This is a genomic window from Arthrobacter paludis, from assembly GCF_056782315.1.
In genome coordinates this window covers 100342-113824 of sequence record NZ_JBXAEW010000014.1, presented here as the reverse complement: position 1 = coordinate 113824, position 13483 = coordinate 100342, and the positions used below count along the sequence as shown (strand labels likewise).

Below are 13483 nucleotides of genomic sequence, written 5' to 3'. Positions count from 1 at the left end.
GGGCGCCTTCTAACGGTCGTTGCAACACCCAGAGATATTGGGGGTTGCAACGACCGTGCCGCGTTTAACGAAGGATCCGAAGAGCGTCAAGAGGCCGTCGACCGGGGACAGGGAGCGGTTCTTCGTCGTCTTTGACCGCTTGGGCAGTACGACGGCGGCGGCCCGGGAACTCGGGCTGAACCCGAGCACGTGTGCCGGGTGGGTGCGGAAGGCGGGCTTGAGGAGCCGGGCGTCCCAAGACGTCCGGTACCCTCGCCGCGAGGGTCACCCCCGGCGTGGGGAGTACTTCGAGCTACGCAGTCAGGGGGTCCCGAGGCGTGAAGCGGTTCGCCGGGTGGGGGTCAACGAGCGCACTGCCAGGGACTGGGACCGGGGTATCCGCAAGAGCAACGGGCGCAGGATCCATCCGGACGGGCGGGTTGTGGGCTACAAACGGGGAATGACGAACACGATTGAAAAGGCCGCCTTGAGGGCTGCCGAGGCGTTCCGGGGCGAGCGCCCGATCAGTGCCCGGTTCCTGACTCTGCAGGAGCGCGAGCGATTGCGGGACCTGCACCGGGACGGCCTGTCCCTCCGCCGCATCGCCGCCGTGATGGGCCGCAGCGTCTCGACGCTGAGCCGGGAGCTGCGCCGCAACGCCGATTCCGAGCTGGGGTACCTGCCCCACACCGCCCACCGGAGTGCGGTCCGCCGTCGGGCCCGGCCCAAACCGTCCAAGCTCGACGGGACACGGCTGGGCGCATGGGTACAGGCACACCTGGACGTGAAGTGGTCCCCGGAGCAGATCTCGCACAAGCTGGTCAGGGAATTCCCCGACGATGCGGAGATGCGCGTGTGCCACGAGACCATCTACCAGGCGATCTACCTCCAGGCCCGGGGCGGGCTCAAACGCGAGCTCGAGAGCGCCCTGCGCTCCGGGCGGACCCGCCGCAAGCCGCACCGGGACCCCGGCCAGCGCACGCCCCGCTTCGCCGATCCGATGGTGATGATCTCCGAGCGCCCGCCCGAGATCGAGGACCGGGCGGTGCCCGGGCATTGGGAGGGGGACCTGATCACCGGAGCGCTGAACCAGTCAGCGATCGCGACCCTGGTCGAGCGCACCACCCGCTATACCATGCTCGTCCACCTGCCACCCGGTGACCACGGCGCAGAAGCCGTCCGCGACGGGCTCGTCCGCACGATGGCGACCCTGCCGGCACACCTGCGCGGATCCCTCACCTGGGACCAGGGCGCCGAGATGGCCGCGCACAAGGCCTTCCGGCTCGCCACGGACATGGACGTCTACTTCTGCGACCCGGCCAGCCCCTGGCAACGCGGCACCAACGAGAACACCAACGGACTACTGCGCCAGTACTTCCCCAAAGGCACCGACCTGGCCGTCTACGGACCCGAGGACCTCGAACACGTCGCCCAGGAACTCAACGGACGCCCACGCAAGACGCTCGGCTGGGATTCCCCAGCCGAGCGTCTGCGTGATCTACTACTGAACAACTAGCCAGCAGGTGTTGCAACGACCCCTAGAAACCGCCCTGTCGCCGCGGGCCCTTCGTCCTACCGGTCGGGGTGCGTCAGCCCCGCGCCGCGGGCGCGGTGGCGCGCTCCTGCGCCGGGACCTGCTCCTGCTGGAGCGTTTGCGGGACGGCGGTCCCGCGCAGCGAGGCCCCCGCGGTCTCGCGCAGCGAGCGGACGGCGACGAGCCCGACGACGCAGGCGCCCATCATGTAGAACGCCGGGACCAGCGGGTTGCCCGTGGCCTGGATCAGGGCCTCGTTCGCCAGCGGGGCCGTCCCGCCGAACGCCGCGGTCGCCACGTTGTACGTGATCGCGAAGCCGGCGTAGCGCACGTGGGTCGGGAACATCGCCGGGAACGTCGCGGAGATGGTGGCCAGCTGCGGGATGTACAGCAGGCCCAGGACCGCGAAGCCGAGCAGCGCGAACCAGAAGCCCCGCGCCATGAGGGCGTACATCGGGATGGCCAGGACGAACAGCCCGACCAGCGACGCGTACCAGAGCGGCTTCCGGCCGACCCGGTCCGACAGGGCGCCGGCGAACGGGATCACGAGCATCATCGCGAACTGGGCGACGAACATGAGCGTCAGCACCACCTGGCCGTCCATGCCGGTCTGCCCCTCGAGGTAGGTCGGCATGTAGCTCAGCAGCGTGTAGTTCACGACGTTCAGCGCGATGACCAGGCCGGTCATGGTCAGCATCGGACGCCAGTAGAAGCGGAACAGCTCCGCCATCCCCGTGCGGGCCGCCCCGGCCTCGCCGGACTCCTCGAGCTCCCGGAACACCGGGGTCTCGGCCAGGCGGCTGCGCAGGTACAGGCCGATCAGGCCCAGCGGGCCGGCGAGCAGGAACGGGACGCGCCAGCCCCACTCGTTCATGGCCTCCTCGCCCAGCAGCAGGCCCGCGCCCAGCACGATCAGCGAACCGAGGGCGAAGCCGCCCATCGTCCCGAACTCCAGGAAGCTGCCCAGGAAGCCGCGCTTGCGGTCCGGTGCGTACTCGGCCATGAACGTGGCGGCGCCGCCGTATTCGCCGCCGGTGGAGAAGCCCTGCACCGCGCGGAGCAGGATCAGCAGGACCGGGGCGAGGATGCCCAGGGTCGAGAACGTGGGCAGCAGGCCGATGGCGAACGTCGCGCCGGCCATCAGGATGATGGTCAGGGCCAGGATGCGCTTGCGGCCCAGCCGGTCCCCGAGCGGGCCCCAGAACATGCCGCCGAGCGGGCGGACCAGGAACGAGAACGCGAACGTGCTCAGCGCCAGGATGGTGCCCGCCTCGCCGGGGAAGAAGTTGTGCGTGATGTAGCCGACCGAGACGGCGTAGACGCCGTAGTCGAACCACTCGGTCGCGTTGCCGACCGCGGACGCGGCGACGGCGCGCCGCACCGTCCGGTCGTCCGGGCCGCGGCTGCTGCGCCGGGACAGGCGGGGGTTGGGCTCGGGATTCATGGTGCCTCCGTGGAAGATGCGGCCGGGCGGCCGGGGATGGAGCGGCGGTGCGTGTGGATGTGGGCGTGTTGCGGGGGCGCCGGGCGGCGCCCCCGCGGACGGGGCGGCGCGCCGCCCCGGCGTGGTGGGTGGGACGGGGCTACCGGCGGTGGGCCAGGGGGCGTGCGGGGCGGGCGGTGCCCCAGTCGGTTGCGGCCTCGTAGGCGCGCGCCGCGCGCAGGACGGCGGGGTCGCCGTGGCGCGGCCCGACGACCTGCAGCCCCGCGGGCAGGCCCGCGGACGTGAAGCCGCAGGGCACGCTCGCGGCCGGCTGCTGGGTCATGTTGAACGGGTACGTGTACGGGGTCCAGCTCGTCCAGTGCGGGGACGGCCAGCCCTCGGGGACGTCGCGGTCGCGCGGGAACGCCGGGATGGGCAGCGTCGGCGTCAGCAGGACGTCGTACGTCTCGTGGAACCGGCCCATCGTCACGCCGAGGTCCATGCGCACGGCGGTCGCGTCCAGGAACTCCGAGGCCGTGGCCGCGGCGCGTTCGTCGAGGATCCGGCGCAGGTTCGGGTCGATGCGCTCGGCGGCCCCGGGCCCGTAGGCCTCCAGGACCTTGGCGACCCCGGAGAACCACAGCGTGTGGAAGGCCTCCTCCGGGTCGGCGATGCCGGGGTCGACCTCATCGACGTGCGCCCCGAGGTCGGCGAGCCGGTCGACGGCGGCGCGCACGAGCGACTCGATCTCGGGGTCGTTGACGCCGAAGCCGAGCGTGGGGGAGAAGGCGACGCGCAGGCCCGCGACGCCGTCGTCCAGTCCGTCGAGGAAGGAGGAGGACGGGGTCGGCAGCGCCGCCCAGTCCCGGGAGTCGAAGCCGGTGAGGACGTCCATCAGCAGGGCGGCGTCCGTGACCGTGCGGGTCATCGGCCCGGCGTGGGCCAGCGTGCCGAACGGGCTGGCCGGGAACATCGGCACCAGGCCGAACGTCGGCTTCAGCGCGACCGTCCCGGTGAACGCGGCCGGGATGCGCACCGACCCGCCGCCGTCGGTCCCGACCGACCAGGGCCCCATCCCGAGTCCGACGGCGGCGGCGCTGCCGCCGCTGGACCCGCCGGACGTCAGCCCGGGCGCGTGCGGGTTCCCGGTGGAGCCGTGGCGCGGCGAGTCGGTGACGCCCTTCCATGCGAACTCGGGCGTCGTCGTCTTCCCCAGCAGGACGGCGCCGGTCTCGCGCAGCCTGGCCACGCACGGGGCGTCCTGGTCCCAGGTCCCCTCGGCGTCAATGAGCCGCGTGCCGCGCAGCGTCGGCCAGCCGCGGGTGTAGAAGATGTCCTTGATCGACGTCGGGACGCCGTCGCCGGGACCGAGCGGGGCGCCGGCCCGCCAGCGGGCCTCCGACGCGGCGGCCGTGCGCAGCGCGGATTCGCCGTCGACGGAGACGAACGCGTTGACGCCGCCGTCGTGCTCCTCGATGGCGCGCAGGGCGTCGCGGGTGGCCTCGACGGGCGAGATGTCGCCCGTGCGGTAGCCGGACAGGAGCTCGACCGCGGTCAGCTCTGCGAGGTCGGTCATCTATGGTCCTTATCTGCCCGGCGTGTCCGGGGCACTCGTGCATCGCTACGGAATTCGTAGGATTGTCGACAAATTTAGGGCAGTGATCTGGATCACGCAAGGGGCCGGTTTTCGGCCGCCGGGTAGGATGGCGGCGGCCCCCGGGACACACGGCGACCCAGGAGGCCAGGAAGGCGGCATGGGGCTGGAACGCGTGGTGCGCAAGACCGTTCCCGAGCTCGTGGCGGGCCGCCTCCGCCGGGCGATCGCCGGCGGCGAGCTGGCCCCCGGCGCCCCCGTGGACGAACCCGAACTCTGCCGGACCCTCCACATCAGCCGGGGACCCCTGCGCGAGGCCATCCAGAGGCTGGTCCAGGAGGGACTGCTCGAGGGCGCGCCCGGCCGGGGCGTCTTCGTCCCGGAGATCACCGGCGCCGACCTCGCGGACCTCTACCTCGCCCGGGCGGCGCTGGAGCGGGAGGCCGCCGCGCGCCTGGTCCGGCGGGACCCGGCCGGCGCCGGCGCCCGCCTGATGGCCGTCGTCGCGCGCATGGACGGCGCCGCGGCCGCCGGCGACGGCGGGGAGCTCGACCGGGCGGCGGTCGACTTCCACGTGCTGCTCGTGTCGCTGGCCGCGAGCCCGCGGCTGCTCCGCATGCACCGGACGCTCATGGTGGAGACGGGCCTGTGCCTCGCATCGGGCGCCGTCCCCGCCGCGCCGCACGACGCGCGGATCGAGCCGCACCGGGCCATCGCCGAGGCCATCCGCGCCGGCGACGGCGGCCTGGCCGCCCGCCTCCTCGGCGCGCACGGCCCCACGCCGGCGGAGGCCCTCCCGGCCGGTCCCGCCTAGTCCTCGGCGCGGGCGAAGCTGAGCGTCTCCCCCCGGGCCCCGCCCATCCAGACGTCCTGGCAGGCCGCCGCGAGCTCCTCGAGGCCCTCCTCGATCGTCGCGAAGACGTTGCCGGGCACCCAGCCGACGTCCCCGTTGAGCAGGATGTTGTTCCGGCCGTAGAACACGGCCAGGTCGATCAGGAGCCGGTTCTCGGCCGTGCCGGCCGAGGTGTCGTAGCCGTAGGCCGGGTTCTCGAGGACGCCGTCGAAGGTGAAGTAGCAGACGTCGCCCGGAATGGGGGTGACGGTCTGGTTCTCCCCGCCGGGCTCCGTGTCCGCGAAGGAGGGGACCAGTGCGTAGATCTCGTTGCGTGCGAACTTCCCGTGGAACACCTGGCCGGACTGGGGAAGCGCCTGCCACACGGCCTCCGCGGTGCGCGGGGCCTCCGCGTCGAGCAGTCGCGCGCGGGCGCTGACGCCGCGCTTCTCCAGCGTGATGGTCATGTACCGGGCCATGGGGACTCCGTTTCGGATCGCAGGCGGGCGCCAGAGGCAAGCCCTAGGATTGTCTACAATCCAAATGTAGACTTTTGTGTGACCCGCGCAACAGCCCCCGAAAGGAAAAATCCGGACCATGCCCACGATCGCCATCCTCTACCCCGGACACAGCGCCGAGGACGAGTTCCAGACCCTCGAGTCCCTCGTGCCGGGCGCGGCCTTCCCGGTCATCCACACGTGGGAGGGCGCCACCGACCACGACGTCGAGGCCCTCCTGGAGCTCGGCTCCCGGGAACAGCTCGCGCCGGCCGCGGAGCGCGCCCGCGCGCTGGCCCCGGACGCGACCCTGTGGGCCTGCACGTCCGGCAGCTTCGTCTACGGATGGGAGGGCTGCCGCGAGCAGGCCGGGTGGGTGGAGCGGGCGAGCGGTTCGCCGTCCTCCTCCACGACGCTGGCGTTCGCCGCCGCGGTCCACCACCTGGGGCTGGACCGGGTGGCCGTCGCCGCCACCTACCCGGAGGACGTGGCGGGCCACTTCGTGAAGTTCCTCGAGCGGGACGGGATCGCCGTCACCGCGCTGTCCTCCTACGACGTCCCCAGCGGCGAGGACGCCGGGCTGCTCGGCGCCGAGTGGGTGCTGGCCACCGCCCGGGCCGCCGACGTCGCCGACGCCGAGTGCCTGCTCATCCCCGACACCGCGCTGCATACCGTCGGCGTCCTGCCGCGGCTGGAGGAGGAACTGGGCATGTCGGTGCTCACCGCCAACCAGGTGACGGCGTGGCACGGCCTCCGCCTGGCCGGCCACCCGGCCGTCGCGCCCGGCCTGGGCGCCCTCTTCGCCGCGCGGTAGCCGCGGACGGGCAGCACGACGACGGCGGCGCGGCCGGGGTGGACCCAGCCGCGCCGCCGTCGCTTCTCCCGGGGGGTCAGAGGGGCAGGAACTCGCGGATCGCGCCGGCAAGCCGCTGGCCGCCGCCCACGAGGGGCACGCCCAGCCGGCGCAGGCCGGCCCAGGCCGTGACCTGGTTCGCGGTCAGGACGGGCTTGCCCAGCTCCTGCTCGAGCGGCTCGATGATGTCGTAGGTCGGCAGGTTGGTGCACGCGACGAACACCGCCTCCGCGTCCGGCGTGTTCGCCTGGCGCACCAGGTCGGCCGTGACGCGGTAGGGGACGGTCCAGATGAGCTTGTCCAGGCCCAGCCCCGCGCATCCGACGACCTGGCGCCCGTCCGCGGCGAGGAAGTCCTCGAGGCGCCCGGTCAGCTTCGGCACGTACGGCGTGGCGACGGCGAGCCTCGTGATGTCCAGGGCGTCCAGGGCCTCCAGCAGCCCCTCGGACGTGGTGACCGCGTGCGCGTTGACCGTCTCCCCGATGGAGCGGGAGATCCTGCGGGCGCCCTCGATCCCGTTGACGAAACTGCCTGACGTGCACGCGTAGACGACGGCCTCGGGCGAGACGGCGCTCAGGCACCGGGCCGCGGCGCGGAGGTCGCCGTCGTCGCCGATGGCGTGGGCCATCAACTCGTCCACGACGAGCGGATGGAAGGGCGTGCGGGCGGAGGCGAGGGACACCGAATTCGGCATCCAGCGCCACATTTCCCGGTCGAGCGCCATGTCGTAGGGGTTGACGACGCCGATCACACGAACCGGATCCGGGCCGTGCGGGATGAAGGTCTGTAGCTCAGGCATGGTTTATTTTTGCACGCGTTATGATTGTCTACAATCCCCAATTTTTCCCCGGAATCACGGAGGTTTTCCATGCCTATGACGCTTGGTGCAGAGTCCGGCGGCGCGCGCGGGCGGGCGCGGCTCGACGAGCGCTCCTACCTTGCGGCCCTCCCGCCGACCCCGCGGCCGGCGGGGGCCTACGTCCCCGTCACGGTCGCCGGGCCGCTGGCCTTCACCGCGGGACACACGCACGCCGTCCGCGGGGTGCTCGACCAGCGGGGCGCGGTCGGCGCGTCCGGCGGGCCGGACGTCGAGCAGGCCCGCGCGTGCGCCCGCCAGGCCGTGCGGAACTGCCTCGCGAGCCTGGCGGGGCACCTCGGCGGGCTGGGGCGCGTGGAGCGGATCGTCTCCATGACCGGCTACGTCGCGGCCGGGCCGGAGTTCACGGAGCATCCGGCGGTCATGGACGGCGCCTCCGCCGAGCTGCTCGAGGCCTTCGGGGAGGACGGCCGCCCGGCGCGCGCGGCGGTCGGCGTGGCGAGCCTGCCGGACGGCGCGAGCGTGGAGATCGGGCTGGTCGTGCTGCTCCGGGAGGCCGGGCGGGCCGAGTAGCGGGCCGGGCGGGGCCCCGGCGCCGCCGTCGTCCCCGCGCCGGCCCCGAGGGGGGGCTAGGAAGCGGCCCCCTGCGGCTGGGCGTCGCGCCGGCGGAGGAACCACGCAAGCAGGACGGTCGCGAAGACCGCGAGCACCGTGGACGCCATGCCCAGGCCGGGCACCAGGGGCAGCACCACGAACACCACGAGCGCGGAGACGAGCACGGCGATGAGCGTCGTCCGCGGCTGCTTCAGGTAGGCCAGCGCCTGGACGTGCACTGCGCCGATGACCGCCGGGACGATGAACGTCTGCATGACGGACACGACGTCCGGCGGCAGCTGCGCCAGCAGCCACGTGCCCACGAAGCCGACGAGCACGACCAGCGAGACGATGTGGACGACGACGGCGCCGCTGATGGCGGACACCGCGGCGAGCTCCGCCCTCCGCGTCCCGGGCCGGGCGTCGATCGCCGACTGGGCGGTGAGGGCGGCCGGGATGAGCTTGTTGGCGATGTTCCCGATCATGAACGCCTGGTACATCGAGGACTGGCCCAGAATGGGGTAGTACGTGACCGGTTCGATGACCCAGAGGACCCCGAACGTGGCGGCCACTGCGAGGAACGCGGCGATGACCTGTCCGGCTGAGGCGTCGAGGCCGGCGAAGAACACCAGGTAGGCGGGCCCGGCCAGCGAGATGACCAGGCCGGCGAGCATGGTGAGGCGGCCCCACCGGGAGGTGGTGCGGTCGAACTCGGCGAGGGAGCCCGCGGCGGGGGCGGGGGCGGTGGACTGGTACGTCGTCATGGAGTGCTCCTCTAGCCGGCGGTGGTCAGGACGTAGGCGACGGCGAGGCCGGCGACGATGGCGAAGCCTTGGGACCACTCGCGGATCCACTGGCGCTTGAGCATGCGGGCCAGCACGAGGCACACCGCCATGCCGGCGGCCGAGCCCAGGTAGGCGTAGATGTGCATGGCGGAGATGGTGAACTGCTGGAACCCGATGCAGAAGAACGCCGCGAGCATGGCGGCCGCCGGGACGACGGTCAGCAGCATCGGGTTGGAACGGCTCAGCGCCGTGTCGCCCTTCTTCAGCAGCGGGGTCAGGACCAGGGCCCCGAGCAGCCACATCGCCCCGCCCAGGCTGATGGCCGTGAACGCTATCGCGAAGACCTCCGGCGTGTAGCCGGCCCCTCCGAGCGTTCCGCCGGCCGTGTTCGCGGCGATGGTCGCGGCGCCGACCTCGTACTTGGCGGAGCCGATGAGGCCGATCCGCACCAGCACGGCCGGGGTGCCGAGCGTGGCCAGCATCGCGATGGCGACGACGACGACGGCCAGCGAGGGGCCGAGCGCGGAGATGGCGCCGGCCCGCACCGACGTGCGCACGTCCGCGGCGCTCATCTCGGCGGCGGGCGCGGCCTTGCGGACCGCGCGCATGTAGATCACCGTCTGCACGATGATGACCGCGAAGACGGCGGCGGCGCAGAGCCACAGGACCGGCTGGTTGGCGTAGGCGAGGACGTTCTCGGCGGCCGCCGGCGGGACGGCGGACGGGACGGTGGTGGGCATGGTGGTGACCTCCGGGGCTGGTGGGCGAGGGGGTGGGGAAGGGGGACGGTTAGGACTCCCCCGGGGTGGTGCCGGTCAGGGCCGGCTCGGCGGCGCGGGCGAAACCGAGGACCTCGAGGTCGTCGGGGATGTGGACGGGCCCGCCGAACGTGTCGCGGGCGGCGGCGAACGCGCCGGGGGCCGCGTTGCCGGGGACCAGGTGGTGCAGCGCGAGGGCGCGGGCCCCGGCCTCCGCGGCCAGGGATCCGGCCTCGGCGGCCGAGGTGTGCGACTTGCGGTGGTGCTCGATCGTTGCCGCGCGCGTGGCCGGGTCGACGCCGGCGTACCCGGAGGCGACCCAGTCGAAGTCGATGGCCTCGTGCAGCAGCAGGTCCGTGCCCGCCGCCAGCGCGACGAGGTTGGCGCACGGCGCCGTATCGCCGGAGATCGTCACCGAGCCCTCGGCCGTGTCGAAGCGGAACGCGAAGGCCGGCGCGACCGGCGGGTGGAGGACGAGGGTCGCCGTCACGGTCACGAGCTCGTCGCGGTAGACCTCGAAGGGGGCCAGCCCGTCCGGGCTGGGGTTGGCGTCGGGGTCGTAGCCGGTGCCGTCCGGGATCCGGATGTCCCGCGGCGCGAACAGCGTGTAGGGGGAGGGGCGCAGGGAGTCGAACATGCGGTCCGCGGTGTCCGCCGAATAGGCGCGGAGCAGGTGCTCCACCATCGCCGTGGTGCCCGCGGTCGGGGTGTCGGCGAAGAGGGGCGCGACGGCGGCGTCCGCGTGGGCGTTGACCGGAGGCAGGGCGCCGCGGTCCCCGGGGCCGATGACCGGCACCGCGCCGCGTGTCCGGGCCGCGGAGCTCATCCAGCCGAAGAGCAGCAGGTCCGGCAGGCCCACCGTGTGGTCCGAGTGCAGGTGGGTGAGGAAGACGCCGCGGAGCTGGCCGGGGGTCAGGCCGGCCTGGGCGAGCTGGTCGCCGGCACCGCGCCCGCAGTCGACGAGGTAGACGGCGTCGCCGACGACGACGGCGGTCGCGATCCCGTGGCGGCGGGTGCCGGCCGGTCCGGCGGGCCACCAGCGGGGGCCGCCGGCGGTGCCGAGCGTGACGACGTGGGGATTCAGTGCGGGCATCGGGGCTCCTGGGAGGGGACGGGTCTCATTCCCACTATGATGTGGACCACAAAGTATGAAAAACGAAATTTATTGGGGAACTAGTTTGAAGAAGTCGGCGATGGCTGGGGTGACGCTGCGGCAACTGGAGTACTTCGCTGCGATCGCCGAGACGGGATCGCTGGCCGCCGCGGCGGAACGCCTGCACATGACGCCCGGCTCGCTCTCCACCGCGCTGAGCGCGCTCGAGCGGTCGCTCGGGGTGCAGATCCTCGTGCGTCGGCGCGCGAAGGGCGCGACCTTGACGGCCGCCGGCCAGGAGCTCGTGGCGCACGCGCGCCAGGTGTTGGCCTCCGCGGAGTCCCTCGAGGCCGCGGCCGGCGCCATCCGCGGGGAGCTCTCCGGGCGCCTGGCCATCGGATGCTTCGGCTCGCTCTCGCCGTGGCTGGTCCCGCCCGTGCTGGAGCACTTCGCCGTGCACCACCCGGGAGTGGACGTGGAACTGCACGAGTCCTCCTCCGACGAGCTGCACGAACTGCTTGAGCAGGGCCGGCTCGACGCGGCGTTCATGTACCAGCTCCACGCGGCGCCGCAGCTGGAGAGCACGACCGTCACCGGGGTCCGGCTCCAGCTCGTGCTGCCCGCGGGGCACCGGCTCGCGGGCGAGGACGAGGTCCGGTTCGAGCAGCTGGGGGAGGAGCCCGCCATCCTCCTCGCGCTCAAGCCCGCCCCCGACCTGGTGGCGGCGATGACGGAGGCCGTGGGGTTCCGCCCCAACGTCCGCTGGCGCTCGAGCAATGTGGAGACGATCCGGTCCGTGGTGGGCCGGGGACTGGCCTACTCGATGATCATGGGCCGCCCGCGCGGGGACCGCGCCTACAGCGGCCACCGGCTCGTGTACAAGCGGATCGCCGACGAGCTGCCCGAGAACTCCGTGCAGCTCGTCTACCAGCCCGGTGCGCTGGGCAATGCGAAGGTCCGCGCCCTGCGCGACTTCAGCCGGGACCAGCTGGGCCGGGAGAGCGAGCCGATGCAGTCCCCGGAGGGCGGGCCGGAAGCGGGCCCGGCGCGGTAGCGTCTGACCATGGGCAGCACCGGCGACATCACCTTCCACACCCGCAAGTGGGTCCGTCCCGAGGACCTCAACGCGAACGGCACCCTCTTCGGCGGCAGCCTCCTGCGCTGGATCGACGAGGAGGCGGCGATCTACGCGATCGTCCAGCTCGGCAACGGGCGGGCCGTCACGAAGTACATGAGCGAGATCAACTTCGTCAGCTCCGCCAAGCAGGGCGACCTGATCGAGATGGGGCTGCGCGCCACGGACTTCGGCAGGACCTCCCTGACCATGCGGGCGGAGGTGCGGAACATGTTTACGCGCGAATCCATCCTGACCATCGAGAAGATCGTGTTCGTGAACCTGGGCGAGGACGGCAAGCCGGCCCCGCACGGCTACACCGAGATCACCTACGACCGGGACCGCGTCCCGCGCGAGCACCTGCGGCCGTAGCGGCCGGCTGGCGCGGCCGCATCCCGCGACCGCATGCCACGCCCGGGAACCGGCGGCGGGACTCAGGGACGGGGGCTTTGTAGCAGGCGGGGGAGTAGGGTCGGAACGAGACCCCGCCAGCCGATGGAAGCGAGCCCGACCATGCTCCCCGAATCCGCCCCGCGGCCCGACGCGCGCTCCGCTGCGCCCGGGCCGAGCCGCAGGCACGTCATCGGCGGGACCCTCGCCGCGGCCGTGTCGACCCTCGGCGGCGGTGCCGTCGGGCTCACGGGCCCCGAACCGGCGGCGGCCGCCGTCTCGACGCACTCGAGCGGGCTGCGCCTGCAGACCCTGACTGCCCTGAACGTGCGGGCCTCCGCGTCCAACGCGGCCCCGCGCCTGGGGACGCTGGCCCGGGGGGCCAAGGTCACGGCCACGGGCACCGCCGGCAACGGCTGGTTCCGGATCACCTACAACGGGCGGACGGGCTACATCAGCCACCTGTACGTCAAGGCCGTGGACCTGGACCCCCGGCCCTACGTCTCCACGCGCCGCGGCATCCCGCTCAGCCAGCGGTACTTCCTCAAGACGAGCGGCGCCAACCTGCACTACCTGCCGAGCGGCGGCCTCATGGTTGGGGACCTCTACGCCGGGACCGTCGTGTGGCGCGACCTGGAGATGGAGGCGAAGTACGCCAAGGCGAAGAAGGACTACTGGTGGTTCGTCCGCACCGCCGGGATGTCGGGCTGGATCCACACCAAGTACCTGCGCCGCACCCAGCCCCGGACGACGACGTGGACGCGAACCACGACCGCTTCGCAGATCCGCCGGATGACCAACGGCCGGCTGAACTCCGCCTACCTGGTGGCGATCCCGTGGGACCCGGGCATGAACCTCGTGGCCGGTCCGGCGCTGGCGGACCTGACGCGCATGGACGCCGCCTTCCGCCGCCGGTTCGGCCGGCACCTGGAGATCGACCTGACCTACCGCACCCGCGGCACGCAGGAGTACTACTACCGCGACCTGGGCCCGTACATCGCCGCGAAGCCCGGCACCTCGAACCACGGCTGGGGGCTTGCCATCGACTTCCCCGAGTCCGCCGAGTACGGCTTCGACGGCGCCTACTTCAAGTGGCTGAAGGCCAACTCCTGGCGCTGGGGCTTCCGCCACCACGACTACCTCGAGGAATACACGGCCTCCGGGGCCCGCAACCCCTATGCGGAGGCGTGGCACTTCGAGTACGTGCGACGCTAGCGGGC

At 72.6% G+C, this 13483-nt stretch carries 14 protein-coding genes; 7 read left to right on the top strand and 7 right to left on the bottom strand.

Going from position 1 to position 13483, the window contains the following annotated elements:
• Positions 1–334 precede the first annotated feature (334 nt).
• A complete protein-coding gene (locus AC1Q5D_RS13160) occupies positions 335–1495 on the top strand; it encodes an IS30 family transposase (RefSeq protein WP_481738913.1) in 1161 nt (386 codons plus the stop codon).
• Between the two features lie 73 nt (positions 1496–1568).
• Here AC1Q5D_RS13160 and AC1Q5D_RS13155 read toward each other — a convergent pair whose 3' ends face one another.
• Both AC1Q5D_RS13155 and AC1Q5D_RS13150 read right to left on the bottom strand, forming a co-directional pair.
• A complete protein-coding gene (locus tag AC1Q5D_RS13155; protein WP_481738912.1) occupies positions 1569–2957 on the bottom strand; it encodes an MFS transporter in 1389 nt (462 codons plus the stop codon).
• Positions 2958–3096: 139 nt separating this feature from the next.
• A complete protein-coding gene (locus tag AC1Q5D_RS13150; RefSeq protein ID WP_481738911.1) occupies positions 3097–4512 on the bottom strand; it encodes an amidase in 1416 nt (471 codons plus the stop codon).
• A 178-nt stretch (positions 4513–4690) separates the two neighbouring features.
• Here AC1Q5D_RS13150 and AC1Q5D_RS13145 point away from each other — a divergent pair, with 178 nt between their 5' ends.
• Positions 4691–5344, top strand: a complete 654-nt coding sequence (locus AC1Q5D_RS13145) for a GntR family transcriptional regulator (protein WP_481738910.1) — start codon at positions 4691–4693, stop codon at positions 5342–5344.
• Here the strand turns inward: AC1Q5D_RS13145 and AC1Q5D_RS13140 are convergent.
• On the bottom strand, positions 5341–5841 hold the full coding sequence (locus tag AC1Q5D_RS13140; RefSeq protein WP_481738909.1) for a DUF3830 family protein: 501 nt from the start codon (positions 5839–5841) through the stop codon (positions 5341–5343). The genes AC1Q5D_RS13145 and AC1Q5D_RS13140 overlap by 4 nt on opposite strands.
• Before the next feature lie 118 nt (positions 5842–5959).
• Here AC1Q5D_RS13140 and AC1Q5D_RS13135 point away from each other — a divergent pair, with 118 nt between their 5' ends.
• Positions 5960–6673, top strand: coding sequence for a maleate cis-trans isomerase family protein (locus tag AC1Q5D_RS13135; RefSeq protein ID WP_481738908.1), 714 nt, complete (start codon positions 5960–5962; stop codon positions 6671–6673).
• Positions 6674–6749: 76 nt separating this feature from the next.
• Here the strand turns inward: AC1Q5D_RS13135 and AC1Q5D_RS13130 are convergent, their stop codons facing one another.
• The gene (locus AC1Q5D_RS13130) at positions 6750–7511 is read right to left on the bottom strand and encodes a maleate cis-trans isomerase family protein (protein ID WP_481738907.1); all 762 of its coding nucleotides are present in this window, start codon (positions 7509–7511) and stop codon (positions 6750–6752) included.
• 75 nt (positions 7512–7586) lie between these two features.
• Between AC1Q5D_RS13130 and AC1Q5D_RS13125 the strand changes: the two genes are divergently transcribed.
• Positions 7587–8102, top strand: a complete 516-nt coding sequence (locus tag AC1Q5D_RS13125) for a RidA family protein (protein ID WP_481738906.1) — start codon at positions 7587–7589, stop codon at positions 8100–8102.
• A gap of 56 nt (positions 8103–8158) precedes the next feature.
• On the opposite strand, the gene AC1Q5D_RS13120 is transcribed toward AC1Q5D_RS13125, so the two are convergent.
• From AC1Q5D_RS13120 to AC1Q5D_RS13110, 3 genes are read right to left on the bottom strand one after another with little or no spacing between them, the layout of a single operon-like run.
• Positions 8159–8887: a hypothetical protein gene (locus AC1Q5D_RS13120; RefSeq protein WP_481738905.1), complete on the bottom strand. Its 729-nt coding sequence runs from the start codon at positions 8885–8887 to the stop codon at positions 8159–8161.
• An 11-nt stretch (positions 8888–8898) separates the two neighbouring features.
• Positions 8899–9648 carry a DUF5058 family protein gene (locus AC1Q5D_RS13115; RefSeq protein WP_481738904.1) on the bottom strand — a complete coding sequence of 250 codons (750 nt, stop codon included), beginning with the start codon at positions 9646–9648 and terminating at the stop codon, positions 8899–8901.
• 49 nt (positions 9649–9697) lie between these two features.
• Complete coding sequence (locus AC1Q5D_RS13110; RefSeq protein WP_481738903.1) at positions 9698–10759, bottom strand: MBL fold metallo-hydrolase; 1062 nt, start codon at positions 10757–10759, stop codon at positions 9698–9700.
• A gap of 100 nt (positions 10760–10859) precedes the next feature.
• On the opposite strand from AC1Q5D_RS13110, the gene AC1Q5D_RS13105 reads away from it, so the two are divergent.
• The 3 genes from AC1Q5D_RS13105 to AC1Q5D_RS13095 all read left to right on the top strand — a co-directional run bounded on the left by AC1Q5D_RS13105 (position 10860) and on the right by AC1Q5D_RS13095 (position 13478).
• On the top strand, positions 10860–11813 hold the full coding sequence (locus AC1Q5D_RS13105; protein ID WP_481738902.1) for a LysR family transcriptional regulator: 954 nt from the start codon (positions 10860–10862) through the stop codon (positions 11811–11813).
• Positions 11814–11822: 9 nt separating this feature from the next.
• Positions 11823–12245 (top strand): acyl-CoA thioesterase, encoded by a 423-nt coding sequence (locus AC1Q5D_RS13100; protein ID WP_481738901.1) that lies wholly within the window; start codon positions 11823–11825, stop codon positions 12243–12245.
• A 123-nt stretch (positions 12246–12368) separates the two neighbouring features.
• On the top strand, positions 12369–13478 hold the full coding sequence (locus tag AC1Q5D_RS13095) for an SH3 domain-containing protein (RefSeq protein WP_481738900.1): 1110 nt from the start codon (positions 12369–12371) through the stop codon (positions 13476–13478).
• Positions 13479–13483 lie beyond the last annotated feature (5 nt).